We start from the raw sequence: 25,666 nt of genomic DNA, 5'->3' as shown, positions 1-25,666 counted from the left end.
GAAAGCAAGAAGAAGAGCACTGTGACCGAATACGGATTAGGTAATGAGCCTGTCGTATTCCAATGCTCTTGTTGTTGCTGGCAAAAAAAAGGCCGCCGGAGCGACCTTAAGTAATTTATAGAATTTAGCTATTCTTTCCCTTCATTGATTCGAATAATTTAGCCAACTGCTCTAAACCATCAAGAGTAGATGGTATTTTTTTTAGAATCTGGTATTACGTTTGAAAAAACTAAGCTTTCAAACTTAGAGAGAGATGACCGATCTTCGTGTTTTACAGAAAATTCCGTATATCCCTGGATAAACATACACAGACTTCTTCTTAGGTTTATTTGAGTTAGTTCTGCTTTTATAGATTGATAGTTTAGTAATGACACTCTGAATAGGTATAAAAAAAGTAAAGTTGCTGTTGCTGTAAGCGCATAACCATAATAATTGTAAACAACACCACAAGCATATGAAATTATCTTAACTATAATAGGTAAAAATAATAATGAAACAGATATTTTCAAAACATTCCTTGCATTTCTTTTTTCTCTGCCTTTCTGAATAGAAAATTTTTCATATGCTTTCTCGAGACCAATAAAAGTTAATCCGTTATTGATATTATTAACACTTTTCTCTAAGCCCTGAATTATACTTACTTTTTCAAAAATATCATCTCTTAAAGTCCTTTCTATCTCATTCATTTCACTTTTAAATTTTAAAATATAGTCTTCACCACTAACTTCGATTTCATTAAATTTATTTATTATTTCATTATTTTTATCTGATAGATCTTTGATACTTTTATTGATAGTACTGAGTTCAATATCATTACCTCTCAGTAATTGTAACTTATCCTTAATAATATTATTCAAAAATTCGTTTTTAGCATAAAGATAATAACCATATAAACTAAAATTATAATCATCTATTATGTTTTCATATATTATATCATAGTATTGATAATTATTTATTGGCAGTATAAGTTCAGGAACAATACCATTGTCCACTCTTTCAAAATTATATTCCATAATAAAACGAATAAAATATGTATACATATACAAAAGATATTGAACTCTATTAGTTTTATCATCATACTTCACATAACCAAATAACCTTGATTTTTTGCATACATTATATAGCATATCACTACGGATATTTATATATTTATTTACATCTACAATATCATCATATAGTTTTTTAATTAATTCTATACTATGTATATTATTTTTATCATTATTTAATTTATTAGAAATACCATTGATAAAATTATCACTGCTTAATGAGTCAATACACATAGTAGTATTTTTTAAATTATCTACAAAAATACGATACTCTTGCTCTTGCTTGCTTTTCTCATCATTCATAAATATCACTCATAAATTAACCATATATTATGAATAATATATTAGAAACCCCGCAATTGCGAGGTTTCTGTTTATAAGCAATGTGACATAGGAATCACTCTTATCACAGTAGCACCGAATTTGCGTAGCGCACTAATACTTTTTTACTGCAATTTATTACCCTGGCTTTTTCTATCTCTAAATCCATATCAAGAACTGCACCGGTGGCATACAGATAACCATCGACAAACCCTTCTGCAACCTGAAGCATCTGACGTATACGCCCCTCGCTTAACTTCCATTTACGGGCTATTGCCCGTTTTGATACCCCGTACATGTAATGAGCAACAATCAGATCGAGTTCTTCATCTTTTCTGACAGCTTTTAACTTAGTGATTGCCTGGTCGATAACACGGCCATCGTGATCGCTACATGACTGGCGCTCCGATCTGTTACTGACGATGAGCCCTTTAAATCCTGCTGCTATGTGTGAGTAATCCACTCCACAGTTGTCTGATGAAGACCATCCGCCCCAGCGGTCTAATGCAATCTGAATATCTCTCATTGTTTATCTCTCAGCGCTCCGTACAGCGCATTAACCAAAAACACCGATCCCGTATGACCGGTTCATAAACTTAAATAACAACTCCAGCTGGCTGCCGTGCTTCTGCTCCCATGCTGCCGGGTCGCTGTGTAACTCGTCATGGTGAATACGGCACAGCGGGATAGTAAAGCTGTCGTGTGCCTTTGTGCCGGTACCGCCGGTGCCATGACCGATGATGTGATGTGGGTCGTCCGCCTGCTGGCCGCACACACAACACGGCTGGCTTTTCACCCATTGCAGGTATTTCGGGCACTCCCAGCGTTTTAACTTCGGGATTTTCATAAAACTGGCTGGTGGCTCCGGCTCTATCTCCGGAATAACGACCGGCTTTACCTGCTCAACAATGCCCTGAACAATCTGACTGTGTGAACGCGCCCGGTGAACAATGGAATGCTCCGTCATGGTGCCGATTATCTCTTCTTCCGGTGGCTGCATCAGGATGTATGAACAGATAAAGGGCGGAAGATGATCACTGACACGGCGCATCACCGACCAGGTGAACAAATCGGAGGGATTCAGAAAGTGGCCGGCCGGCAGCCGAAGATCGGTAAAAATACTTCTCGCCACAAATGCCCGTTGGTTGCATAACAGAATTTCATCCGCCTGCTGCTGGTGGACATTACGCGCCCGCAAGATGTTGTCATGGTGCCAGCACGTCCGGATGAATCCGTCCTTGCGCCGGGTCATGGTCAGTTCGTGGTGGTGATAAGGGTTTTCCGGATCGTTAATCTGGCAGTGACCCATCGATTTAACGTAATGCCGAAACCCCTGTAAACCGCCGGCAGCTTTTACCACTGCGGGATTGTCCAGGAAACGTAATACCCGAGCATCCGTCAGCAGCGGCTGCGTATCTGCCGGAACGCGACCGGACGGAATACCATCCATTGAACGGGGAGCAGCACTGACAACATAACGGGCGCCATTCCGGAAATTGCCGATCTCCGCGCCCGGATTAAACATCAGGATCCGGGCATCTTCCTGGACAAAGCCGGTTAACAGGTAATTCATCAGATAGCGCCCTTCCCCTGATATGCTTTCACCACTTCACGCAGTCGCTGATACCGGTTGTGGAATGTGAACGCGTCCGCAATATGCAGCCAGCCGCGGCGCTGAATGTGCTTTTCAAAAAAGCGATCATCTGACCAGGCGCGGTTCAGGTCGCGCAGTACCCACCACCGAATAAACCGGTGCAGAACCGCCATCACAGGAACCACACTCACACCGTAAATCTCTTTGCTTTCCAAACGCATGATCATGCTGCCTCCTGTTCTTTTGCGGCCTGCTCTGTGGCCTGTTTCCAGATATAAATCCATGTTTTGCGACCCATGAATTCTGTCTGCCTCCGGATACCAGTTTTACCGGCCATTTTTAGTGCGATTTCCTCGATGCGGTTACGCGGCTTTGACCCGCTGCTAATCAGGCGAGCGAATGCCTCGTCACGTTCCAGCGGATCAATTTCCACATGCACCTCGCCAGGCTTCAGCCAGTGGCCGTTAACACACGCAGGGCGGCCGGATTCATGCCATTTCTGTGCTTTGGCAAAATATTCTTCGCAGTTCTCAGGGCTGAACAGCGTCTTAGGGCGCAGGTAATCCCGCATCCTGCTGTCGTTTTGCCATTTTTCAGTAAGGTAGTCGGTGATCAGGTTCAGGTCAGATGGGAGATAATTCTCAGCCAGTCTTGCGCGGATATGTCCCATCGTAGTTTTTCCGTCACGGTAATTTGAATTGGTCGTGAGATTAAAATAATCAAGAACCTCTTTCGCCGGGTCCTGTTCCGCAGGAACCGGACAAGAATTCTCTGTTGTATTCTCTGTTGTATTCTCTGTAGTAATCTCTGTTGTAGTCTCTGTAAGATCGGGACAATCTGACCCGTTCGATGAGTTCATGCTGACCTCTTCGACATGGTCATTTTGACCAGCTCGATGAGGACATTTTGACCCGTTCGGTGAAGACATTTTGACCCCATCGGAAAGAAGCGGGTGTTCATGGTTTATTGAGTAGTAATTCGTTCGGTCATGAGATGCTTTTTTAAGTTGCTCAACGTTCAGAACACCCAGGGTTTTCAGGTTAGTAAACGCCCGTTTGATGGTTTTTTCTGAGTAAAACGGAAACTGCTCTTTCCACTGATCTATCGTATTGTAAATCCAGCGGCGACCATCAATTTCAACACCTGAGGCAGTATCGTTAAGCCAGTACTGAACCTGCTGAAGTACTATCGCTTCACTCACACCAAGCCGGACTGCCAGCTCAGGAATGATTACCAGCGGACGGCTTTTCAGTAGTAAATTACTCATGGTTCACCTCATCCACGCGTGTATACCGCTCCTGAAAGGTTTTCAGAGGTTCAAAGCACGGATGCTCATAGCCGTCACGCATGAAAATCACCCGGCTGTTTTGCCGGTCAAACCGGACAACATGAACTTTCCGCCCGCGGCTGTCGGTGTAATACCGATCCAGATTGTCAGCTGTTTCTTTCATGTCGCGGCTCCTGCTGTCTTACCCAGACGGTTAAAATCACCTACCGCCCACTTCACAAACTGGTAGTTTGTTTCCGAGAAACCTTCCGGTACTCTTACCGTATAAACAAATGCGGCAGGGTCTTTACCACCCTTCACAGGAGCAACGCGGAGTTGCGCAAAGCCTGCCAAATGAGTTAATCTGCTCATGCGTTTATCTCTTCACACCATTGATATAGCGCGACCGAAGCCGAGAGCCGTATACTCTCGGCTTCACCCTTTCTTGTGGTACTTAATGAATGCATAGATAAATGTCCTTCCTGTCGCCACAGTCCGATCCAACAGTTTTTTCAGTTGTTTTTCTTCTTCACTGTCTACCTGCCCGTCTTCCAGTGATTTATCCATAAACACAGCCAGTGCCCCCTGATTAGCCGCTACCTTGCTATGCAGGCGAAATAATTCGGGCTCGTCCAGATCATCAAGATTGATTCTTTCCACCAGCAGCATTTCAGATTCTGTTGCAACATATTCGGCATACAGTTTCGTCCCGGAGACTTCCTGCATCGTCATCAGGTCGTGGTGATCGAAGAACCTGCAGCCGTTCTTTTCATAAAATCGGTTATTGAACGACGTGGCAGACATACCAAGTGCACCGGCCATAACTTCGCGCCCACCATTAGTAGCGCTGCACATCTCTCTTACGACTTCTTTCAGTGATTCATTCTTCATTGCCTACTCGCTTTCAGGTTGGGTTGTAGTTACCAAAGTCAGAGAGTTTTGGTACCCTGCTTGTAAAGGATTGGATCGAACTTCAGCTTTCCGTCAGTACGGCAGGCTGCTTCAAATGCTCTGCTTTTAGGGATCAGACCTCCCGGTCGTTTCTTCCATTGGTAAAATGCTTCAGGGGTTATTCCAAAAAAATCAGCTACTTTGTTTGCATCTCCGAAATAGCTTTCAACTTCGCTGGTGGTCATAAGCACGCCCTCAAATCTAAGATAAATTAGATATTAAAATATAAGTTATCTTTTATCAACAAAAACTAAGATAACTTAGCTTTTAACTAACTCTGGGATTCACATGGATACTGTAGGAAGCAGGATTAAGCGGCTTAGAAGCCTGACAAAGACGACTCAAAATGACTTGGGAAAGTATTGCGGTGTGTCTGGTGTTGCTGTTGGGTATTGGGAGAAAGATCTAAACCTACCAAATGGTGACGCCCTGATTAAATTAGCTCAGTTTTTTAACACCTCTGAGGCCTATATTTTACATGGTATTTCCTCAAAACAAGCTGATAGTGTTGTTACTACAATGCAGCGATTGCCGGTAATTTCCTATGTACAGGCAGGTAAATTCACAGAAAGTATCCCCTCTGAAATATATGATGAAGCTACCGAATATTTAGAGACTTCCATTAAAGTGTCACCGAATAGTTTTGCGCTTATAGTTCAGGGTGATTCCATGACAAACCCAACTGGAACGCCCTCCATTCCGGAAGGAGTTATGGTTATTGTCGATCCGTCTGCAGAAGCCACCCACGGCAAAATAGTTGTTGCTAGACTAAACGGGACTAATGACGTTACCATTAAAAAATTGGTTATAGATGGCCCCAATAGATTTTTGTCCCCACTGAATCCTCGTTATCCGAATATTGCAATTAACGGCAACTGCGAAATTGTTGGCGTTGTCAAAGGCGTACAGTACGAACTCTAATCCTTTCAGCATGCAAATCTAACAATTCTTAGATTTGTATTGACAGATAAACTAAGTTATCTTAGATTTAAACCTAACGAAACTTAGGAGCATCTGACCATGCAAACAGAACCTACCATCACCAGCAATATGTCCGCCGACGATGTTGCACAGTGGATCACCGAAAAAGCCCAAGCGATTCAAAAGCTGCAATTACTACATGCAGAACGTGACAGAGAGATCCGCGACCACGAACGCACCATCAGTCGACTCGATGAAGATATCATCAAGTGGGAAGACCGCTGTGCTTTAACAGTACAACCGCAGTAACGGCTGCGTATCTGATAACTGTGTGAAGAGTAAACGACCCCATAACAATAACCATGCAATACCATTAGCGGCCGTGCATACCACGGTACATTCCACCAGCCGGCCGCCCTTTTTTACAAACATAAGTCCACCGGCATAAATCGTCCTGCCGGATAGATACCTTGCATAACCGCTGGTGGACTTATTTTTGTGAATAATAAAAAAGAAATAACCATCATTCCAGCACCAGGGAATTAATTACTTATAAAAAGTAACGGCTTTTTATTATCTAAATTGTGTGGAGAGAAAACGATGTCAAGAATGGTAGATCTTGAAGCGTGGGCAGAACATGAGTTTGGTGATGAGGCTCCGAGCAGGCGGACATTATATAAATATGCGAAATCTCACATGATGGTACCACCAGCTTTAAAAGTCGGTAAAAAATGGATGGTAGATCGTGACGCTCGTTATGTCGGAATTATTTCGAAACCTCAATTACCGGGCAATTCTGGCGATATGTTAAGAAGGATTTTGTCTGATGGCTGCGAGACCACGCTCTCATAATATTATTGTCCCTAATTTGTACTGCAAACTTGATAAAAGAAACAACAAGACATATTGGCAGTACAAGCATCCGTTGACAGGTAAATTTCACAGCCTGGGTACCGATGAGAAAGAAGCAAAGGAAGTCGCTATCCAGGCAAATATGATAATTGCCGAACAACAAACAAAACAAATACTGAGTATCAATGATCGCCTGTCAGGAATTAAAAACGCCAGACAAGGGATCAGTGTCAGCGTGTGGCTTGATAAATACCTTGAAATTCAGAACGAACGAGTACGTGAAGGTGAACTAAAACCTAACTCGCTGAAGCAGAAAAATAAACCTGTAAATTTATTCCGGGAACACTGCGGCATGCTGAAACTTAAAGATATTACCGCACTGGAAATAGCTGAAATCACAGATCAAGTTAAAGCGGCCGGCCATAACCGAATGGCTCAGGTTGTCAGAATGGTGCTGATCGACGTTTTCAAAGAAGCCCAGCATGCCGGTCACGTACCTCCGGGATATAACCCAGCGCAGGCAACCAAACAGCCACGAAACAGAATAAAGCGCGAACGGCTTTCACTGGAAGAATGGCAGGCGATATTCAGCCAGGCGGAGCATTACCCTCACTATCTCAGATGCGGAATGCTGTTGGCTGTCGTAACGGGACAGCGCCTGGGAGATATTTCTGATATGAAGTTTTCGGATGTATGGGACGACATGCTACACATCGAACAGGAAAAGACCGGCGTAAAATTGGCTATCCCCCTCTCACTGAGATGTCAGGCAATAGGTATGTCGTTACGCGAAGTTATTACTTTCTGCCGGGATCGTGTTGTCAGTAAATACCTGGTGCATTATCAGCACACCACATCACAGGCGCAAAAAGGAGAAAAAGTAACAGCCAATACGCTGACTACAACTTTCCGGAAAGCCAGGGATAAATGCGGAATAAAATGGGAGGAAGGAACAGCACCGACATTTCATGAAATGCGGTCATTATCGGAGCGTTTATACCGGCAACAGGGAATTAACACCAAAAATCTGCTGGGCCATAAAAATCAGCAACAAACCGATAAATATCATGATGATCGTGGCAAAGATTGGATAAGAGTGTTGATATAATATTTTATTGAACCATAGTTAAACTCGTATATCAGCCTTTCAAACTGCATGTATGCTTTGTGCCAAGAACAGACATTCCTCAAATAAAAGCATTTGAATAACCATCCCTATTTTTGGATACTAATCATATGGTTTATCTCCCAGTCGATCTTCATCGATACAATGAGAAAACTAAAAAAGTAGTAGAGAATGACAAAATTAACCGTTCAGATATATCTGCGAGAATATTGGTATTTCGCTTTAGAGGAAATATAATGATAACCATTAAGAATAACAGAATTTCTTTTGTAGAGAAGCATCTTTTTGAGCCTAAAATTGAAACATTTGATGGAATAATAGAGCGTTATCGTGACTACCACATCGAATTGTTTTTACATGTAGTCAGCGATTCATCTTGTAGATATGAGAAAGGTGTGGGTTCGGCACGAGTACTGAGAGATATAGCTGGGCTATCTGCTAAAGAAAGATTTTTGAGCCTGTTGGAAAACAAAGAACTGACCGCTAACCCAAAAGGTTTTTATGCCAATAAAATAAAAAATGGAGAAGTATTCCCTCAGGAAATCAAGTCCGTTAGTTTTGCACATTGCACGCAGGAAGAAGTAGCTAAGCATTTTGAAGCGCGAAATTCAGAGTATGGGATCATCTTCTATCACGACTTTCTTCAATCTTTGGGGATGATACCTGTAAGGTATATTAATGAAGAAAAAAAAGAGTCAATTCGCCAGCTAGTTTTCAATGAGCCTTTCGCATTAGAAGCTTACGGAAAAACGTATGATATGCGCTGGGAAAATGAGTGGCGTATCAATAAAAATGTTTCTTTTGAGCCGAACGATATTGCCTTTATAATTGTACCAGATGGAGAATATGATGAATTTGTTAACTTAATAGTTTACAAGGACTTTGAATATTTAGCTCTCCCAGCCTCTGTATTTACAAATCCCTTCAAGTTTTTTCTAATTGCTAATAGTATGGAGCATCACGCTTGGGATCAAATTAGGATATGTGGTGATTGGAAAGTGGATTTTGATATGTTCCCTGATTTCACTGCGGCTGAGGAAAAAAAAGTTTTTAAGTATATGTGGTTTACATGTGGATTGCCTTGCAAAGGCAGAGATACAAGATGTATATGAAAATAGATATATCTCGAAATTTATCAATTTCGCGTCGTGTTTAGATGTTGGATTTTTGAATAAAACATCATTCAAAGATATAGCCCTGGTTAATCAAAATGCTGGAGAGCCTTATCAAACTCATAGAGATCTCATGATGCACTGTTACACGGAAAGGTTTAATATCCAACGTGATCGCATAAGTCTGTAGTATAATTTGTATTAGCTCAGTCCTGATCTGGCTGTTACCAGTTATTTATAAATGTATCAGTCAGATTACATCTGGATTAAATTCTTCTTATCCCAAATGCGTTTCTTATCAAGTAATATTTCCATTGGCATACGGCCACAACACATTTTTCCTGATGAGGTCGTTCATTATTGTAATGCCACAGCGAGTTACCCTGCCCTAACATATGCAAGATTCAGAGCAATAGCGATTGGCTCTTTTGATTTCGACATAACATTTTCTCTTTCAGTAACGAACTGTCGTGCCCCGTTGACTAGCGGACTGTGATTTTGTTCGTGCCTTCATTATGCCTTAATTCCATTTATTACATTATGGCAGTTAAATACATATTCTCATAAAAGCCAACCATTAGGCTTGTTATAGCAGCCTAAATATCCGATACTTGCTCAAAGCAGCCATGTTTGCTTAAAACCCCACTCATCTGAATCTTAAATACACCACAAACCGTACAAATTTTATACCCTTTTAGGGAAGATGTAACTATCTCAGCATTAGTGTGAAATGGCATGATTATGTGGGATACTTACAAGTACACTAGCAAGAAAGAAACTTCTTCAAGTGTAGTGTTAATGTTTTATTTTTAAACATCAACACTATCTTCTTGTAATTCCTTAACAAGCTCCTCCCTGGATTTATTTTCAATTACATCTCTTTCCATTTGTAATTTTTCAAGCATGAAACTATTTGTCAATTCAAAAGTATCAAATATTGTGTACCAATTCTTAACATAACGCTTCATATTTGCATCATCAGATACTAAACCAACATCACCACGGCCAGCATAATTTGACAAGCGAGTAGGAATCTCTATATCTTGACTAGAAATTTTTCTACCTATAAGAATTAATTCAAAATGCAAATTTTGGCTAGAAAACTCAGGGTGCCGTTTAATAATCGCAGCATAATCCTCTAGTTGACGTAAATGCTTAACATTTAGGGCTATACTTGGCCTTTTAATTTCAATAATTATGCATCTGAAAATCTTATTACCATTAGAGTCGAAGGTTGGTATCCTTCTCGCTAAGAATAAATCAGTTTGTCTCTTGGCACCTACAATATCCTCTCCATTTTCTACATCTTGTGCATCTATGTTATTAATGGAGTAAACGCTATCCCTCAATGATTTTGCAATCTTAGTAAAAGTATCTTCCTCCGCACCTATAGTTTCGTATCTTTCACCAAATAACCATGTATTATTTTCAATGATTTTTTGTAAGTCAGGCGTTTCTAGAACTTCTTTATAATGCTCATTCATTATTAGCTTTAACTTCTCAACTGCAAAACGCCTTCTTTGTAATTCCTCAATTGAACTTATAATATTTTCTAATTTTGTTTTTTTCAATTGTGATGCAAATCTAGAAAGATCACTATCACTTAAATCTAAAACACTTTCAAGGATATCAAATAAATCTTCATTTTGGTTTGACACAAGCATCTTATCAAGAAGTCTGATGATTACCTTTTTCTGCTTTATATTCAGTGATACCAAAAACTGAGGATCAGCAATATAAATACTTCTCACAACCTGCTTGATATTATTTCTTTTCCAGTTAGCATATGTTATATCGTATTCATTGTATGTAGGAAATGCACCATCCTCCTCAAGTTTTTGTATGGCTTTTTCAACCTGCACTCTAAGGAAATCATCATATATATATCTTGAGAACTTCAAAATATTTTTAACTAAATATTTCCATACTTTTGAATCAGGATTGCTTTTAGCTGTGGAGAAAATATCATCGCCATTAGCACTGAAAGTATCAGCCCAAATAGATGAAACAAACACGCTTAAATGAAAGTCTCTTTTTTTATTGAATGTTGTCGATTCTTTGTGGACAATTTTCCCTGAACTATCAGTTAAATAAATAAATGATTTTTCAGTCGCCGGTTTTTTATCCCAGCGTATTCCTTTCACCATAAAATCATTATTCTCAATCTCAAAAGAGATCTCTTTTATTTCGTGTTCAGGGATATCAATTTCAGCACCATTTAAAAAAATCTTCCTTTCATCATCTAATGCCAATTTACAACAAAACTCATTGGACAGAATAGAAATTAATTTATTTCTATCTGGAAGGCTTGAATGTAATAATGTTAATTCAACACACGTCCCCTTATCCATTACATTCAATAAACTGTTTTGCTCTTCAGCATTGATATCAATTTGAGCTTCATATACCTTAATATCGTCATCATTAATTTTAATACAAGCATTTCTACCTTGATATTTAGTATACCAGTTAGCTTGATGACAAAGCTTATGAAATGATAAACGCCCTCGACCTTTAGAACCGTGTTGATCAATGCTTGTTTTTTTTAATGAATCGTTAAATCGATTAAAGTTGCTGCCTAAATCAGTAAAGTTTATCCCGTCACCATCATCAAGAATGGTCAAGTTTTTTACTGTATTAAAATGGTCATAAACTATGTTGATGTTAATATTCTTAGCGCCAGCATCAAATCCATTCCATACGAGTTCCAATATCGCCTGTACAGGTTCAACTGACACAAAATGATTCTTGATACCCGAGCTGTTGATTTCAGTTGTACCTTGAATAATCTGCTTTGCCATTTGCGCTCACATCCTATGGTGGAATTGACTTTTTTTACATTTTATAGAGTAATTTAGTAACATCAAGATAGGTTTTTAAAGAACCTTACCAAGATCAAACCAATACCCATAAACTCATTCAGAACGCCGTAGGAATTTCAGTAAAAAAATGACGCCCAATCCTCTATAACCCGCTCCCCACCTATGGCCAAACCTCTCAGCTTCAAGATTAACTCAATGCTTAAGTACCTCATATTTAGTAATGAAAATTTAATTTTTACTTTAATTTCTGATAGATAAGATTATCTATCGGCCTTCCAGTAGATTCTTTCTACTGAAATTCCCTGAAATTGTTTTCAATTTTTTAAGTTTGAGATTTCCCGAAAGCCGCGAGAACTGGTGGAGTCTGATAGTTTGGTTTGCAAAAAAAGAAACTGAAAAATTTTATCGATCCAGAAAAAAAGGCAGGTGCGCGATAGTTCAGCGATATTCAGGCTCTACAGTCATTGATAGCAGGGCAAAGAGATATGAAAACCGCATGAGCCGCAATGACCCGTGCAGCAGGTCTAACTACCCGTGCTGATTATGTTTTCGCTTATAGCTCAAAACAGCCATGCTTGCTTACAACCCCCACGCATCTGAACCTAAAACACACCACAAACCGTACAAATTTCATACCGTTTTGGGGAAGAGTTTTGGGGATGTTTTGGGGAAGATTTTAAGTGGCTAAAAAAACAACGGGAACTGATAAGTTCCCGTTAACTATTTCACTGTAAACTTAATTACATGTGTTTGATGATTGCGTCACCAAACTCTGAGCATTTCAGCAGCTTAGCGCCTTCCATCAGACGTTCGAAATCGTAAGTGACAGTCTTGGCAGCGATTGCCCCTTCCATTCCTTTAACGATTAAGTCAGCGGCTTCAAACCAGCCCATGTGGCGCAGCATCATCTCAGCGGAGAGGATTTCTGAGCCCGGGTTGACTTTGTCCTGACCGGCGTATTTTGGTGCGGTGCCGTGGGTGGCTTCGAACAGCGCGCATTCATCACCGATGTTCGCGCCCGGTGCGATACCGATACCGCCAACCTGTGCCGCGAGGGCGTCAGAAATGTAGTCGCCGTTGAGGTTCATACAGGCGATAACGTCATATTCTGCCGGACGCAGCAGGATTTGTTGCAGGAACGCATCCGCGATCACGTCTTTGATAATGATCTGTTTGCCGGTTTTCGGGTTTTTCAGGCTTAACCACGGGCCGCCGTCCAGTAACTCGCCGCCGAACTCTTCGCGTGCCAGTTCATATCCCCAGTCTTTGAAGGCACCTTCGGTGAACTTCATAATGTTGCCTTTATGAACCAGGGTGACGGAATCACGGTCGTTATCAATGGCGTAGTTAATCGCTGCGCGGACCAGGCGTTTTGTCCCTTCTTCAGAGCACGGCTTGATACCGATACCGCAATCCTGCGGGAAGCGGATTTTGGTCACACCCATTTCGTCCTGCAGGAACTTAATCACTTTATCAGCTTCCGCAGAACCGGCTTTCCACTCGATACCGGCGTAGATGTCTTCCGCGTTTTCACGGAAAATCACCATATCAGTCAGTTCAGGTTGTTTTACCGGGCTTGGTGTACCGGCGTAGTAACGCACCGGGCGCAGACAAACATACAGATCCAGAATCTGGCGCAGTGCCACGTTCAGGGAGCGGATACCGCCGCCGACCGGAGTGGTCAGAGGGCCTTTGATAGCCACGCGGTAGTCACGGATAAAATCGAGGGTTTCATCCGGCAGCCAGACATCACTGCCATACAGTTTTGTGGATTTCTCACCGGTGTAGATTTCCATCCAGGAGATTTCACGCTTACCGCCGTAGGCTTTTTTTACAGCGGCATCAACAACTTTAATCATTACTGGCGTTACATCAGCCCCGATTCCGTCCCCTTCAATAAACGGGATAACCGGATTGTCCGGAACGATTAATTTGCCTTTTGCGTCAATGGTAATTTTAGCGCCTTTCGCCGGAACAACTACTTTGCTTTCCATCAACCTCTCCTTTATGTAAGCGCAATGCTTTGTTAATTTTTTGTAATGGTCCTGTCAATACTACTTGAATAATCGCATCACGCAAATCCTAACTGTTTTAAGCTATAATGTAAGTCTCATTTTTATGTAAAAAAAAGATAATGACAGGTAAAACCACGAACTCCCGCATCTCCCGAAAGCCGCAATCCCGTCCGGCAGGCGCCCATCCGCGTCAGAAAGCTGCCCGCAAACCCCGGCCGCGCGGTCCGCGCAAAATTATTCTGTTCAATAAACCGTTTGATGTACTGCCGCAGTTTACCGATGAAGCCGGACGCAGCACGCTGAAAGATTACATTCCGGTTACAGATGTGTACGCCGCCGGGCGGTTGGATCGCGACAGCGAAGGGTTACTTATCCTGACCAACGACGGCGCATTGCAGGCATCGCTGACACAGCCGGAGAACAAAGCCCCGAAAGTGTATTATGCTCAGGTGGAAGGTGTGCCGGACGAAAACACGCTGAATCAGTTGCGTAATGGTATCACCCTGAATGATGGCCCGACCCGCCCTGCCGGTGCCGAGCTGGTGGATGAGCCGGACTGGCTGTGGCCGCGTAATCCGCCTATCCGCGAGCGGAAATCGGTACCGGTCAGTTGGCTGAAACTGACACTGCGGGAAGGCCGTAACCGCCAGGTACGCCGGATGACCGCCCATACCGGCCACCCGACCCTGCGTCTGATCCGCGTGCGGATTGGTGATTTTGCCCTTGATACCCTTGCCCCCGGCGAATGGAGAGAAGTGAATGATATTCAGACCTCATGTGACAGTGGCCTGCCTGGTCAGCGCCGGTGAAAAATTTCTGGTGGTGGAAGAAACCGTTAACGGCAAAGCCACCTGGAATCAGCCCGCCGGGCATCTGGAAGCCGGGGAAACCCTGCTTGCCGCCGCAGAGCGCGAGCTGTATGAAGAAACCGGGATCCGTGCTGCTCCCGATGCCCTGCTGAAAATTCATCAGTGGGTTGCACCGGACGGCACACCGTTTATCCGTTTTCTGTTCCGTGTGCTGCTGGAGAGTGAATGTGAGACACACCCGCAGGACAACGATATCGACCGCTGCCACTGGGTCAGTGCGGATGAGATTATTCACAGTCCGATCCTGCGCTCCCCGCTGGTAAAAGAAAGTATGTTTGCCTGGTTTGCCGCCGAACCGCTGCCACTCTCGCTGCTGGGAACGTTCGGGGATGCGTTCGGGGAACCGGTCGCGCCGTAATGCATTGCGGGGAACAGACTGCGGAAAATTCTTTGCGAAAAAAATGCCGATCCCGCACCTGAATGATGCGCCGCTGTGCGTATCATGGTAAAGTACGGCGCTTGTTTTTTTCCCCGGTTCTTCTTCGCGTCACTGTTTGCGGAGCAGACCGAATCGCCGCGAGATCAGCCATGTCAGATAACAGCCAGAAAAAAGTCATCGTCGGAATGTCCGGCGGTGTGGATTCCTCCGTCTCAGCCTATTTACTGCAACAGCAGGGTTATCAGGTGACCGGGCTGTTTATGAAGAACTGGGAAGAGGACGATGATACCGAATACTGCTCCGCCGCCGCAGATCTTGCGGATGCACAGGCCGTCTGCGATAAACTCGGCATTGAACTGCTGACCATCAACTTCGCGGCGGAATACTGGGATAATGTGTTCGAGCATTTCCTGGAAGAATATAAAGCGGGACGCACGCCGAACCCGGATATTCTGTGCAACAAAGAAATCAAATTCAAAGCCTTCCTGGAATATGCCGCAGAAGATCTCGGGGCGGATTATATCGCCACCGGACATTATGTGCGCCGCCGTGATATCAACGGTACCACGCAGTTACTGCGTGGCCTGGACAGCAATAAAGATCAGAGCTATTTCCTGTATACACTGAGCCACGACCAGGTGGCACAGAGCCTGTTCCCGGTCGGTGAACTGGAAAAACCGGAAGTCCGCCGGATTGCGGAACAATTAGGGCTTATCACCGCGAAGAAAAAAGATTCCACCGGGATCTGCTTTATCGGTGAGCGCAAGTTCCGTGATTTTCTCGCCCGTTATCTGCCCGCCAAACCGGGTCCGATTATGACGGTTGATGGTCAGGAAATCGGTCAGCATGACGGGCTGATGTACCATACCCTCGGCCAGCGCAAAGGGCTGAAAATCGGCGGAACCCGTGAAGGTTCCGACGAGCCGTGGTATGTTGTCGATAAAGATGTTGAAAACAATATTCTGATTGTCGCACAGGGCCATGAACACCCGCGTCTGATGTCTGCAGGGCTTATCGCGCAGCAGCTGGACTGGGTATCGCGGGAGCCGCTGACTCAGCCGATGCGCTGTGTGGTGAAAACCCGTTACCGTCAGGAAGATATTCCCTGTACTGTCACCCCGCTCGGTGATGACAAAATCAGTGTCCGGTTTGATAACCCGGTTGCTGCGGTCACGCCGGGTCAGTCCGCTGTCTTTTATCAGGATGAAGTCTGCCTGGGCGGCGGAGTCATTGAAGCGCGTATTACGGAGTGATTATGGCTAAAAATTACGAAGACATAACCCTCGCCCTGGCCGGGATCTGCCAGGCCGCGCGCCTGGTGCAGCAACTGGCGCATGAAGGTCAGACAGATAATGATGCGGTTGATGTGATGATCAACAGCATCATCAATAATAATCCGTCTTCTGTCCTGAATGTCTACGGCGACAATGTGCAGAACCTGCATACCGGCCTGTCCGCGTTCGCCGGGATGTTCAATATGACCGGCTCTCAGGGGCTGAATGCCGAGCTGACCCGCTATATGCTGGGTGTGATGCTGCTGGAGCGCCGCCTGAACAAAGCGCCGGGCGCGATGGATGAACTCGGCCGCCGTATTGATAATCTTGAACACCAGCGCGACCATTTTGGGCTGTCACAGGAAGCTATGCTTAATACCATCGCTGGTATCTATGTGGACAACATCAGCAGCCTCGGCCCGCGCATCCAGGTAACCGGCTCGCCGGAGATCCTGCGTAACACCCTGATTCAGGCTAAAGTCCGCTCGCTGTTACTGAGCGGGATCCGCAGCGCCGTGCTCTGGCGCCAGGTCGGCGGCAACCGTTTACAGTTGCTGTTTTCCCGTTCACGCCTGGTGGACACTGCCAAATATCTTCTCGCTCAACACTAAAATTACCGGGAGTTGCAACCAATGGAATTATCCTCACTTACCGCCGTTTCCCCTGTCGATGGCCGTTATGGTGACAAAACACGCGCACTGCGCGATATTTTCAGTGAATACGGTTTACTGAAATTCCGTGTACAGGTCGAAGTGCGTTGGTTACAAAAACTGGCGGCGTGTGCAGACATCCCCGAAGTTCCGGCTTTTGATGATGACGCAATCGCTTACCTGGATGCAATTGTCGCGAATTTCAGCGAAAAAGACGCAATGCGGATCAAAGAGATTGAGCGCACCACCAACCACGATGTGAAAGCGGTGGAGTACTTCCTCAAAGAAAAAGTCGAAGCCGTGCCTGCCCTGCACGCGGTGTCTGAATTTATCCATTTCGCCTGCACATCCGAAGATATCAATAACCTCTCTCACGCCCTGATGCTCAGCACCGCCCGTGAAACCGTGCTGCTGCCGGCATGGCGTCAGATGATCGATACTGTCCGTGCCATGGCGGCGGATTACCGCGACCTGCCGCTGCTCTCCCGTACCCACGGGCAGCCTGCAACCCCGAGCACCGTCGGTAAAGAGTTTGCCAACGTCGCTTACCGGATGGAGCGCCAGTACCGCCAGTTACAGCAGACCGAAATCCTCGGCAAAATCAACGGTGCGGTCGGTAACTATAACGCACACTTATCTGCCTATCCGGATATTGACTGGCATAAATTCAGCGGTGACTTTGTGACCTCGCTGGGTATTCAGTGGAACCCGTACACCACACAAATTGAGCCGCACGATTATATCGCTGAGTTTTTTGACTGCGTGGCGCGTTTTAACACCATTCTGATCGATTTCGACCGTGATATCTGGGGTTACATTGCCCTCAATCACTTTAAACAGAAGACGATCGCCGGTGAAATCGGTTCGTCCACCATGCCGCACAAAGTCAACCCGATTGATTTTGAAAACTCAGAAGGTAACCTGGGTCTGGCTAACGCGGTACTCGGCCATCTGGCAACCAAACTGCCGGTGTCCCGCTGGCAGCGCGACCTGACGGACTCCACTGTGCTGCGTAACCTGGGTGTGGGGATCGGTTACTCGCTGATCGCTTATCAGTCCACGCAAAAAGGCCTGAACAAGCTGGAAGTGAACGAAAAACATCTGCGTGATGAACTGGATCAGAACTGGGAAGTACTGGCAGAGCCGATTCAGACCGTGATGCGCCGCTACGGTATCGAAAAACCGTATGAAAAGCTCAAAGAGCTGACCCGCGGCAAGCGTGTTGATGCTCAGGCGATGCAGGTCTTTATCGACGGACTGGAGCTGCCTGACGCAGAAAAAGCCCGGCTGAAAACCCTGACCCCGCAAAACTATCTCGGGGATGCTATCCGTCTGGCAGATGAGTTGTAATTATTAACTCACTGATAATTAATCACACAGAGGCAGAGGATATCTGCCTCTTTTTTTTATGATTAAACGCATATCGCGCGTATTATTTGGCGTACAAGTTCCCTATCCTTCATATAAACTGTTACAATTCACATCGTTTCCTGTTGGGATGTCTGTCTTTGTAAGGAATTATGTATGCGCGTGCTCATCGTGGAAGATAACAATTTACTCCGTCATCATCTGACGGTTCAGCTCCGCGAGCTCGGCCATCAGGTTGATGCGGCGGAAGATTCAAAAGAAGCAGATTATTTTCTTCAGGAAAGTCAGCCGGATATCGCAGTGGTTGACCTCGGTCTGCCCGGCGAGGACGGCATGGTGATGATTGCCCGCTGGCGTCAGCAGCAGGTCAAAATCCCGATTATGGTGCTGACCGCCCGTGAAAGCTGGCAGGAAAAAGTCGCCGCGCTGAATGCCGGGGCGGATGATTATGTCACCAAGCCTTTCCAACTGGAAGAGATTGTTGCCCGTATGCAGGCACTGATGCGCCGTAACAGCGGCCTCGCCTCCCAGACACTGGAACTGGGCATTTTTGTGATCGATCTTTCCCGCAAAGAATTCCTCGTTGACGGTAACGCCGTCAAACTGACCGCATTTGAATACACCATTATTGAAACACTGATGCGGAATAATGGTAAAGTCGTCAGTAAAGATTCCCTGATGCGCCAGCTCTATCCGGATGCCGAACTGCGTGAAAGCCATACCATTGATGTGCTGATGGGCCGTCTGCGCAAGAAAATCCAGGCATTTACCGATATTGATGCCATCGTCACTGTCCGCGGACAGGGCTACCGTTTCGACGCCGGGAAATAACAGACACGGCTTAAGCCACTGAGGTATTGCGCATGACCAGGCGGACAACGCGCCCTTTCTCTCTGCGGACCCGGTTTTTACTGGCAACGTTTGCCGTGATCCTCGCCATGACGCTCTCTTACGGCGCCGTGGCGCTGGTCGGTTACCTGGTCAGCTTTGATAAAACCACCTACACCATGCTGCGCAGCCAGAGCAATCTGTTCTACAGCCTGTCGCAGTGGGATGACGGAAAACTCAATATCCGTTTTCCGCCGAATTTCTCCCTGAATGCCCCGTCTGTGGTGCTGATTTATGATGACAATCAGAATCTGCTCTGGCGGCAGTATCATATTGACGCGCTGGAGAGAGCCATTCCGGCCAAATGGCTGACCAAAGAGGGGTTGTATGATCTGAATACCTCGCTGGAAGCCACCAAATCCCTGCTGGTCAATACCCCGCTCTTTGCCACGGAAGATATCCGGATTAATGACCTGGATGATGATCACGACGGACGGATGATCCACTCCGTGTCTGTCAGCCGTTACGGCAAAACCGGTACCCTGCCGCCGCTGACGATTGTGGTGGTGGATACCATCCCGCAGAATCTGCAGAAGACCTTCCGTGTCTGGGAATGGTTCGGTTACGTGGTGCTCGCCAACCTGTTTCTGCTCACACCGCTGATCTGGCTGGCCGCACACTGGAGCCTGCGGCCGATTAATGCTCTCAGCGGGCAGATCAGCGCACTTGAAAAAGGCGAGCGGGAAGATCTGGATGAAACCCCGCCCAGCGAACTACGCGGACTGGTGCGTAACCTGAACCTGCTGCTGCACAGTGAGCGGGAGCGCTATACCCGCTATCAGCGCACGCTTTCTGATCTGACTCATAGCCTGAAAACCCCGCTGGCAGTGCTGCAGAGTACCCTGCGCTCACTGCGCGGCGGCAAAGATATGACGATTGAAACCGCCGAGCCTGTCATGCTTGAGCAGATCGGACGAATTTCCCAGCAGGTCGGTTATTATCTGCACCGCGCCAGTATCGGCGGTGACAATACCGTGCTGATGCGGGACATTTCCTCCGTTCCGGCGCTGATTGACAGTCTCGCCAGTGCGCTGTCAAAAGTGTATCAGCGCAAGGGCGTGGATATTACCGTCGATATTCCGCCGGATATCACCTGGCTGGGACAGCAGAATGACTTTATGGAAGTCATGGGCAACATTATGGAAAATGCCTGCAAATACTGTCTGGAGTTTGTCGAGGTGACGGCGCAGTGGCAGCATGATGCGGTTATTCTGATTGTCGATGATGATGGTCCGGGTGTGCCGGAGGAGAAACGGGAACTGATTTTCAGCCGCGGTCAGCGGGTTGATACCCTGCGGTCGGGTCAGGGACTGGGGCTGGCAATTGTCACCGATATTCTGGAGCAGTATGACGGCGGCGCAGTTGTCACTGAAAGCCCGCTGGGCGGTGCCCGTATTACTGTGACATTCCGGTGTCAGACTGTTCACGACGAAGACACAGACTGAGAGTCAGTCTGTTGTTGCCGGCAAGTTATAAATATATGCATGAATATAATATGTCTTTTTCCGTTATACTCCCTTCATCTGCCTGATCACGGCGTTTATTGAGGACGAACACATGGATTATGAACTGAATATAGACTGGCAGACCTTTATGGAAAGCCACTGGCAAAAACGTCCGTTACTGATCAAAGGCGGTTTCCGCAATTTCCGCGACACCATTTCCCCGGATGAACTGGCGGGGCTGGCAATGGAAGATGAAATCGACAGCCGTATCGTCACCCGTTTCAGCGGAAAATGGGATGTGCGCCACGGGCCGTTTCAGGAGTTTGACGGGCTGGGTGAGAAAGACTGGTCTATCCTGGTTCAGGCCGTTGATCACTGGCATTTTCCGTCTGCCGCACTGATGAAGCCGTTCCGCTGCCTGTCTGACTGGCGGATGGATGACCTGATGATTTCCTATTCTGTTCCGGGTGGCGGTGTGGGTCCGCATCTGGATCAGTATGATGTGTTTATTATTCAGGGCCAGGGACGCCGCCGCTGGCGTGTCGGGGAAAAAATCCCGATGAAACAGCACGCGCCGCATCCGGATCTGTTACAGGTGGATCCGTTTGATGCCATTATTGATGATGAAATGGTGCCGGGCGATATCCTCTATATTCCGCCGGGATTCCCGCACGAAGGCTATGCCATTGAGGAATCACTGAACTATTCTGTCGGTTTCCGCGCCCCGAATGCCCGCGAACTGTTCAGCGGCTTTGCCGACTATGTGATTGCCAATGAGCTCGGCAGTTACCGCTACAGCGACCCGGATCTGGCGTTCCGTGATAATCCGGCGCTGATTCAGCAGGGCGAACTGACCAAGCTGCATGGTATGATGCAGGATCTGCTCGACCAGCCGGATGTGTTCCGCAAGTGGTTCGGTGAATTTATTTCCCAGTCCCGCCATGAGCTGGATCTGGCACCGCCGGAGCCGGCATACAGCCCGGATGAAATTCAGGAACTGCTGTCACAGGGGGAATCTCTGTTCCGCCTCAATGGACTGCGGGTACTGCGTGTCGGTGATACCTGTTTCGTTAACGGCGAAGCCCTGAAAACCCCGCATATTGAAGCAGCGGATGTGCTTTGCCAGTATGATGAAGTCACTGCCGAAATGCTGGGAGTTGCCTTCAGCGATCCGGAATTTGTGACCCTGCTGACAGTGCTGATTAATAACGGTTACTGGTATTTTGATGATTAATCCGCAATAAAATTGTATTCATCGTTCAGATAAAAGCGCCGCACCATTATGCGGCGTTTTTTTACTGGTAACGAATGGTGTAATTCAGAATTGTTTCCGCCGTGCCCGGCTCAATAGTATCCCTCGTCTGTATAAAGGCGGCCTGTAACCGCAATACGGCCCGCTGAGTGGTGATTTCATCAAATAAAAGTGGCCCTCCGAAAGTGACCGGCTGCCCTTATTTGTCAGCCGGACTCCCACACCGGATGCACTGCCGTTTCTCCGCTGTAACTTCAGTGTTCCGGGACTGTTTCTGGCAGTAAATACATTGCCTGTTAACCGGATATCCGCCGTTGTCACATGGCTGCACTGCAGTGCAATAGTCAGGTTACGGATGCTTCCCGGGGCAACAGACCCTTTGCCGCTGAAATCAGTCCGCGATACGACACCTAAATCCACATCTGTTTCTGTTTGTGGATCAAGATCACAGGAATGTTGCCGGACAGTAAATCCGTCCAGATAGATTTTGGTTTCCGGCATACTATACAATCCTGCAGCCCAGTGCCCGCCCACACGCATAGCGATTTCACCCAGATAGCCTCCCGGATGGTGAACAGCTATTTCAGGTTCCAGTTTATAGAGTGTCACCGCTGCCCGTACCCGATATGGCTGAGACGGATCCATTCCGCTGCTGATCGTACACAGTCGTTTATTGGCCGTGTTGTTGTCCGGTGAATCACGACCGTCCACATAGCGCGACGATTTCATGCATTCCGGATGCTCCGCCACCGCCCCCAGGCTGTAGCCGATACCACCGGAGAGTTCATAGATAGTGTGTCCCGACGCATTTTGTGTTCTGTTACCCGGCATTCCGCCAACCAGCACAAATTCAATCTCTCTGCCGCTGTCGATCCGGCACTGAGAGACATCAATACTATCCGAAAATATTGTCTCCCCGATAATACCGCCAACCGGTACATTATACGCAGCCATGATATAGCCGGCTGGTATGCGGAGAGTCGTTTCCGGTGTGATAAGTGCACAGGTTTCCCCGGCCGGAGCGGCCGGAATATATCCGGCTGTCAGCCACAGGAAAAAAACTGCCCGGCATAGTGCTCTGATCTGAGTAAACATTGCTTCTCCTTTACCGGCATATCAGAGGGAGAGTTATCAGTCCCTGCTGATCTTCCGGGATAGTAAAATCCGCCCCGCACTGCTCATGCATTCCTTTCCCCCAGACAGCCTGTAAATGCCCCTGAGCCGGTAACCCGCTGAGATACACTTCCCCGTCCTCACCGGTAATACCGCTGACGCTGCTGTCATCTGCTTTTTTCACCTTCACCCGTGCGGCGAACGGTACCGGGCCTTGTGCAGTCCGCAGTGCATAAATCACGCGATAACCGGTATTCACTGCAAAACGAACCGGCACCAGCGCCCCTTTTGACGGGATCACCTGTACGACCGGATCATCCGCATCCGCATTATCCGGCAGGGTTTCGGGGTCGATACGGATAACATTCTGATGATAATGACTCAGTTGCGGAATAACACTGAACCCCGCACTGTCAGTCTGCGCCGCTGCCCTTGAGGCCACACGGATCCCCCCGGTACCGCCGGTATCTGCCAGCCCGTTGGTTTCACCCAGCGGACGTGACAATGTGATGCCGTCACCGTGAATAATCAGCCCGCCCTGTATATCCCCGTTCAGGGTATTGTGTCCCTGACTGTGATTAATACGTCCCCGGATATCGGCCAGGTCGTGACGCCAGCGCAGCTCCGCCCCGCGGTAATGTGCAGCCCCCTGCTGCTGATAACTGTGTGTAACTGAATACCCGAGACGTTGTTCATCTCCGAGCAAACCATTCACGGATGTTTGCAGAGAAGCCTTTCCTGCCCGCTGGTGGTAATGAAAATGACTGCGGGCTTGTTGTCCGGCAAAATCCAGCGGCACCGACAACGCAACAGACACCCGTTTATCTGCCTTCCGAAAATGCCCGCCTGTACGGTATTGTGCATTCACTCCGTAATGTACCCGGCCGATGTGACCGGAATAGCCGGCATCCCTGTTAATCATCGCCCGGTATACGCGCCCGTCATGGCCTGTGCGGTTATAGTGATAGCCTGCCGACAGCGTACCGTTATCCCCCGGCAGCGGTTGCAGCAACCTGACCTGCCATTGCCTAGATTGTTGCTCATGTGCAGCCCCTGTATTCACCAATGTTCCGGCCAGCGGAAAAAATTTCTGATAATTCAGCCGGTAACGCGGATGCTGCGTTGCTGTTGTATGCCGCATCAGAATATCAGCAGACACCCCGCCTGCCGCGCCCATATTGACACCGGCCCCCACACCGCTGCTCAGAGCGTGTTGTGCTGCATAGCCGCCACCGTACAGTGTGAGGACTGAATTAATGCCGTATGCTGCCGTACTTTTCACAAACAGGTCTTTGTTATTATTTCTGTTTCCTCTGTATTTTCCTGTATCCAGCGTGTAGCTGAGCCGGCCCTCCCGCTGCATAACCGGAACTGAGGTTCCGTGCTGTGTAAAACGCTGTACAGTGCCGTCCGCCTCCTCAATGGTGACATCCAGTTCAGTTCCCTGAAAAGACGTATTCAGATCATCAATAACAAATTCACCGGCAGGTAATGTTTCACGGCGGATAGTCATTCCCTGCTGCCTGATAGTCAGTTCTGCACTCTGACCGGTTATTCCGCGGATAACCGGTGCATAACCCTGCTGATTCAGCGGATACATATCACTTTGTGAAGCCAGCCGGATCCCTCTGAACGCTCGGCTGTCAAACAGCACATCCCCGCTGAACAATTCCCCCAGCTGTAACTCGCTGCGCCGGGAAGCAATGGCACGGTACATCCACAACCGCTCTGACTGCCATGTCAGTTTACCCTCACGGTGTTCCGCCCTGCTGTGATGCCGCAACCGCCAGTCCCCCGCATTAACACCACTTTGCAGCAAAAGAGTATGTCCGGTACGCTGACTGAAGCTGTTACTGTCCCGCGAAAAGCGATAATCATAATTGAGCATAAATGCAGTAATACCCGGTTCCCATAACGAAGCATCTGCGGCCCGCTGTGCTTCTGTCAGAAAAAAACGTTGCGGGATAGTAATATCCAGCGACTGCCGCGCGGAGTCAAAACTCAGCGAGACCCCGCTGACCAGCGCAGTAATATCCGCAACCGGCGCTGTATTTTCTGTTTCTGCAAATGCCGGCGATGCATCCGGCCGTAATCCCCATATCAGCCATTGCCTGCGGTTCACCCATGGCAGCAATCTTTTTTGCTGCGGATGATAACGAAACTCCAGCCACTGACCACTGACTGCCTGCTGATTGACAGTTACAGCCACGAAGTAACGGCCTTCTTCCTGAAATTGCCGTTCCCGCAAATACTGAAACTGTGCAGGATCCATCACCGGATCATCTCCGTCCAGACCAAGCGCCGCCGGATTAAAATAAGGTGCAGCAAAAACGGTTACCGGAGGAAAAACGATCACCACTGCCAGAAGAAAAAAATAAGGTGTTTTCAATTGCATAATAAT

Annotated in this window: 26 protein-coding genes; 13 read left to right on the top strand and 13 right to left on the bottom strand. The window is 46.8% G+C overall.

Going from position 1 to position 25,666, the window contains the following annotated elements; all coding sequences use genetic code 11:
* Positions 1-179 precede the first annotated feature (179 nt).
* The 9 genes from JL661_RS06570 to JL661_RS06530 all read right to left on the bottom strand — a co-directional run bounded on the left by JL661_RS06570 (position 180) and on the right by JL661_RS06530 (position 5,364).
* On the bottom strand, positions 180-1,349 hold the full coding sequence (locus JL661_RS06570) for a hypothetical protein (protein WP_218481036.1): 1,170 nt from the start codon (positions 1,347-1,349) through the stop codon (positions 180-182).
* A 103-nt stretch (positions 1,350-1,452) separates the two neighbouring features.
* Complete coding sequence (locus tag JL661_RS06565; RefSeq protein WP_062771409.1) at positions 1,453-1,893, bottom strand: antiterminator Q family protein; 441 nt, start codon at positions 1,891-1,893, stop codon at positions 1,453-1,455.
* Between the two features lie 30 nt (positions 1,894-1,923).
* The gene (locus JL661_RS06560) at positions 1,924-2,940 is read right to left on the bottom strand and encodes a DUF968 domain-containing protein (protein WP_062771407.1); all 1,017 of its coding nucleotides are present in this window, start codon (positions 2,938-2,940) and stop codon (positions 1,924-1,926) included.
* Positions 2,940-3,188 (bottom strand): hypothetical protein, encoded by a 249-nt coding sequence (locus tag JL661_RS06555; RefSeq protein WP_062771405.1) that lies wholly within the window; start codon positions 3,186-3,188, stop codon positions 2,940-2,942. Before JL661_RS06555 ends, JL661_RS06560 begins: the two co-directional genes overlap by 1 nt.
* Positions 3,185-4,228 carry a conserved phage C-terminal domain-containing protein gene (locus JL661_RS06550; RefSeq protein WP_062771403.1) on the bottom strand — a complete coding sequence of 348 codons (1,044 nt, stop codon included), beginning with the start codon at positions 4,226-4,228 and terminating at the stop codon, positions 3,185-3,187. The genes JL661_RS06555 and JL661_RS06550 overlap by 4 nt, the downstream gene beginning before the upstream one ends.
* A complete protein-coding gene (locus JL661_RS06545; RefSeq protein WP_062771401.1) occupies positions 4,221-4,412 on the bottom strand; it encodes a DUF4222 domain-containing protein in 192 nt (63 codons plus the stop codon). Before JL661_RS06545 ends, JL661_RS06550 begins: the two co-directional genes overlap by 8 nt.
* A complete protein-coding gene (locus JL661_RS06540; protein ID WP_062771399.1) occupies positions 4,409-4,600 on the bottom strand; it encodes a hypothetical protein in 192 nt (63 codons plus the stop codon). The genes JL661_RS06545 and JL661_RS06540 overlap by 4 nt, the downstream gene beginning before the upstream one ends.
* A 63-nt stretch (positions 4,601-4,663) precedes the next feature.
* Positions 4,664-5,119: a YmfL family putative regulatory protein gene (locus tag JL661_RS06535; protein ID WP_062771397.1), complete on the bottom strand. Its 456-nt coding sequence runs from the start codon at positions 5,117-5,119 to the stop codon at positions 4,664-4,666.
* Positions 5,120-5,157: 38 nt separating this feature from the next.
* On the bottom strand, positions 5,158-5,364 hold the full coding sequence (locus JL661_RS06530; protein ID WP_062771396.1) for a Cro/CI family transcriptional regulator: 207 nt from the start codon (positions 5,362-5,364) through the stop codon (positions 5,158-5,160).
* A 103-nt stretch (positions 5,365-5,467) separates the two neighbouring features.
* Between JL661_RS06530 and JL661_RS06525 the strand changes: the two genes are divergently transcribed.
* The 5 genes from JL661_RS06525 (at position 5,468) to JL661_RS06505 (ending at position 9,190) form a co-directional block, all read left to right on the top strand.
* Complete coding sequence (locus JL661_RS06525) at positions 5,468-6,100, top strand: LexA family protein (RefSeq protein WP_036422711.1); 633 nt, start codon at positions 5,468-5,470, stop codon at positions 6,098-6,100.
* 99 nt (positions 6,101-6,199) lie between these two features.
* Complete coding sequence (locus JL661_RS06520; protein WP_062771394.1) at positions 6,200-6,409, top strand: hypothetical protein; 210 nt, start codon at positions 6,200-6,202, stop codon at positions 6,407-6,409.
* 291 nt (positions 6,410-6,700) lie between these two features.
* Entirely contained in the window at positions 6,701-6,952 is a 252-nt protein-coding gene (locus JL661_RS06515; protein WP_071992669.1) for an excisionase, read from the top strand.
* Complete coding sequence (locus JL661_RS06510) at positions 6,927-8,060, top strand: site-specific integrase (protein WP_062771393.1); 1,134 nt, start codon at positions 6,927-6,929, stop codon at positions 8,058-8,060. Before JL661_RS06515 ends, JL661_RS06510 begins: the two co-directional genes overlap by 26 nt.
* Positions 8,061-8,314: 254 nt before the next feature.
* On the top strand, positions 8,315-9,190 hold the full coding sequence (locus JL661_RS06505; protein WP_218481035.1) for a hypothetical protein: 876 nt from the start codon (positions 8,315-8,317) through the stop codon (positions 9,188-9,190).
* 809 nt (positions 9,191-9,999) lie between these two features.
* Here JL661_RS06505 and JL661_RS06495 read toward each other — a convergent pair.
* Entirely contained in the window at positions 10,000-11,991 is a 1,992-nt protein-coding gene (locus JL661_RS06495) for an ATP-binding protein (RefSeq protein ID WP_062771389.1), read from the bottom strand.
* A gap of 761 nt (positions 11,992-12,752) precedes the next feature.
* On the bottom strand, positions 12,753-14,006 hold the full coding sequence (gene icd / locus JL661_RS06490) for an NADP-dependent isocitrate dehydrogenase (protein ID WP_004240623.1): 1,254 nt from the start codon (positions 14,004-14,006) through the stop codon (positions 12,753-12,755).
* Positions 14,007-14,146: 140 nt separating this feature from the next.
* On the opposite strand from icd, the gene rluE reads away from it, so the two are divergent.
* The 8 genes from rluE (at position 14,147) to JL661_RS06450 (ending at position 22,134) form a co-directional block, all read left to right on the top strand.
* On the top strand, positions 14,147-14,836 hold the full coding sequence (rluE, locus tag JL661_RS06485) for a 23S rRNA pseudouridine(2457) synthase RluE (protein WP_036417797.1): 690 nt from the start codon (positions 14,147-14,149) through the stop codon (positions 14,834-14,836).
* On the top strand, positions 14,790-15,254 hold the full coding sequence (locus JL661_RS06480; protein WP_036417826.1) for an NUDIX domain-containing protein: 465 nt from the start codon (positions 14,790-14,792) through the stop codon (positions 15,252-15,254). Before rluE ends, JL661_RS06480 begins: the two co-directional genes overlap by 47 nt.
* A gap of 170 nt (positions 15,255-15,424) precedes the next feature.
* Complete coding sequence (gene mnmA, locus JL661_RS06475) at positions 15,425-16,528, top strand: tRNA 2-thiouridine(34) synthase MnmA (RefSeq protein ID WP_004238115.1); 1,104 nt, start codon at positions 15,425-15,427, stop codon at positions 16,526-16,528.
* 2 nt (positions 16,529-16,530) lie between these two features.
* Positions 16,531-17,160, top strand: a complete 630-nt coding sequence (gene hflD / locus JL661_RS06470; protein WP_004238114.1) for a high frequency lysogenization protein HflD — start codon at positions 16,531-16,533, stop codon at positions 17,158-17,160.
* 21 nt (positions 17,161-17,181) lie between these two features.
* Entirely contained in the window at positions 17,182-18,549 is a 1,368-nt protein-coding gene (purB, locus tag JL661_RS06465) for an adenylosuccinate lyase (RefSeq protein WP_062771387.1), read from the top strand.
* Between the two features lie 174 nt (positions 18,550-18,723).
* A complete protein-coding gene (gene phoP, locus JL661_RS06460) occupies positions 18,724-19,398 on the top strand; it encodes a two-component system response regulator PhoP (RefSeq protein ID WP_032098669.1) in 675 nt (224 codons plus the stop codon).
* A 32-nt stretch (positions 19,399-19,430) separates the two neighbouring features.
* Entirely contained in the window at positions 19,431-20,900 is a 1,470-nt protein-coding gene (phoQ, locus tag JL661_RS06455) for a two-component system sensor histidine kinase PhoQ (RefSeq protein WP_062771386.1), read from the top strand.
* Between the two features lie 112 nt (positions 20,901-21,012).
* Entirely contained in the window at positions 21,013-22,134 is a 1,122-nt protein-coding gene (locus JL661_RS06450) for a ribosomal protein uL16 3-hydroxylase (RefSeq protein ID WP_004238108.1), read from the top strand.
* 84 nt (positions 22,135-22,218) lie between these two features.
* Here the strand turns inward: JL661_RS06450 and JL661_RS06445 are convergent, their stop codons facing one another.
* Together JL661_RS06445 and JL661_RS06440 are read right to left on the bottom strand one after the other, a co-directional pair.
* The gene (locus JL661_RS06445) at positions 22,219-23,106 is read right to left on the bottom strand and encodes a fimbrial protein (RefSeq protein ID WP_247718683.1); all 888 of its coding nucleotides are present in this window, start codon (positions 23,104-23,106) and stop codon (positions 22,219-22,221) included.
* Between the two features lie 151 nt (positions 23,107-23,257).
* Positions 23,258-25,660, bottom strand: a complete 2,403-nt coding sequence (locus JL661_RS06440) for a fimbria/pilus outer membrane usher protein (RefSeq protein ID WP_062771792.1) — start codon at positions 25,658-25,660, stop codon at positions 23,258-23,260.
* Positions 25,661-25,666 lie beyond the last annotated feature (6 nt).

Source organism: Morganella morganii, assembly GCF_019243775.1.
Classification (GTDB): domain Bacteria; phylum Pseudomonadota; class Gammaproteobacteria; order Enterobacterales; family Enterobacteriaceae; genus Morganella; species Morganella morganii.
The sequence above is the reverse complement of the archived record's forward strand: the minus strand, read 5'-3'. Positions and strand labels throughout refer to the sequence as shown.

Bases quoted from the DNA above. Each gene is read 5' to 3' on its own strand.
- JL661_RS06570 (WP_218481036.1), bottom strand. From the start codon at position 1,349: ATGAATGATGAGAAAAGCAAGCAAGAGCAAGAGTATCGTATTTTTGTA.
- JL661_RS06565 (WP_062771409.1), bottom strand. From the start codon at position 1,893: ATGAGAGATATTCAGATTGCATTAGACCGCTGGGGCGGATGGTCTTCA.
- JL661_RS06560 (WP_062771407.1), bottom strand. From the start codon at position 2,940: ATGAATTACCTGTTAACCGGCTTTGTCCAGGAAGATGCCCGGATCCTG.
- JL661_RS06555 (WP_062771405.1), bottom strand. From the start codon at position 3,188: ATGATCATGCGTTTGGAAAGCAAAGAGATTTACGGTGTGAGTGTGGTT.
- JL661_RS06550 (WP_062771403.1), bottom strand. From the start codon at position 4,228: ATGAGTAATTTACTACTGAAAAGCCGTCCGCTGGTAATCATTCCTGAG.
- JL661_RS06545 (WP_062771401.1), bottom strand. From the start codon at position 4,412: ATGAAAGAAACAGCTGACAATCTGGATCGGTATTACACCGACAGCCGC.
- JL661_RS06540 (WP_062771399.1), bottom strand. From the start codon at position 4,600: ATGAGCAGATTAACTCATTTGGCAGGCTTTGCGCAACTCCGCGTTGCT.
- JL661_RS06535 (WP_062771397.1), bottom strand. From the start codon at position 5,119: ATGAAGAATGAATCACTGAAAGAAGTCGTAAGAGAGATGTGCAGCGCT.
- JL661_RS06530 (WP_062771396.1), bottom strand. From the start codon at position 5,364: ATGACCACCAGCGAAGTTGAAAGCTATTTCGGAGATGCAAACAAAGTA.
- JL661_RS06525 (WP_036422711.1), top strand. From the start codon at position 5,468: ATGGATACTGTAGGAAGCAGGATTAAGCGGCTTAGAAGCCTGACAAAG.
- JL661_RS06520 (WP_062771394.1), top strand. From the start codon at position 6,200: ATGCAAACAGAACCTACCATCACCAGCAATATGTCCGCCGACGATGTT.
- JL661_RS06515 (WP_071992669.1), top strand. From the start codon at position 6,701: ATGTCAAGAATGGTAGATCTTGAAGCGTGGGCAGAACATGAGTTTGGT.
- JL661_RS06510 (WP_062771393.1), top strand. From the start codon at position 6,927: ATGGCTGCGAGACCACGCTCTCATAATATTATTGTCCCTAATTTGTAC.
- JL661_RS06505 (WP_218481035.1), top strand. From the start codon at position 8,315: ATGATAACCATTAAGAATAACAGAATTTCTTTTGTAGAGAAGCATCTT.
- JL661_RS06495 (WP_062771389.1), bottom strand. From the start codon at position 11,991: ATGGCAAAGCAGATTATTCAAGGTACAACTGAAATCAACAGCTCGGGT.
- icd (WP_004240623.1), bottom strand. From the start codon at position 14,006: ATGGAAAGCAAAGTAGTTGTTCCGGCGAAAGGCGCTAAAATTACCATT.
- rluE (WP_036417797.1), top strand. From the start codon at position 14,147: ATGACAGGTAAAACCACGAACTCCCGCATCTCCCGAAAGCCGCAATCC.
- mnmA (WP_004238115.1), top strand. From the start codon at position 15,425: ATGTCAGATAACAGCCAGAAAAAAGTCATCGTCGGAATGTCCGGCGGT.
- hflD (WP_004238114.1), top strand. From the start codon at position 16,531: ATGGCTAAAAATTACGAAGACATAACCCTCGCCCTGGCCGGGATCTGC.
- purB (WP_062771387.1), top strand. From the start codon at position 17,182: ATGGAATTATCCTCACTTACCGCCGTTTCCCCTGTCGATGGCCGTTAT.
- phoP (WP_032098669.1), top strand. From the start codon at position 18,724: ATGCGCGTGCTCATCGTGGAAGATAACAATTTACTCCGTCATCATCTG.
- phoQ (WP_062771386.1), top strand. From the start codon at position 19,431: ATGACCAGGCGGACAACGCGCCCTTTCTCTCTGCGGACCCGGTTTTTA.
- JL661_RS06450 (WP_004238108.1), top strand. From the start codon at position 21,013: ATGGATTATGAACTGAATATAGACTGGCAGACCTTTATGGAAAGCCAC.
- JL661_RS06445 (WP_247718683.1), bottom strand. From the start codon at position 23,106: ATGGCTGCGTATAATGTACCGGTTGGCGGTATTATCGGGGAGACAATA.
- JL661_RS06440 (WP_062771792.1), bottom strand. From the start codon at position 25,660: ATGCAATTGAAAACACCTTATTTTTTTCTTCTGGCAGTGGTGATCGTT.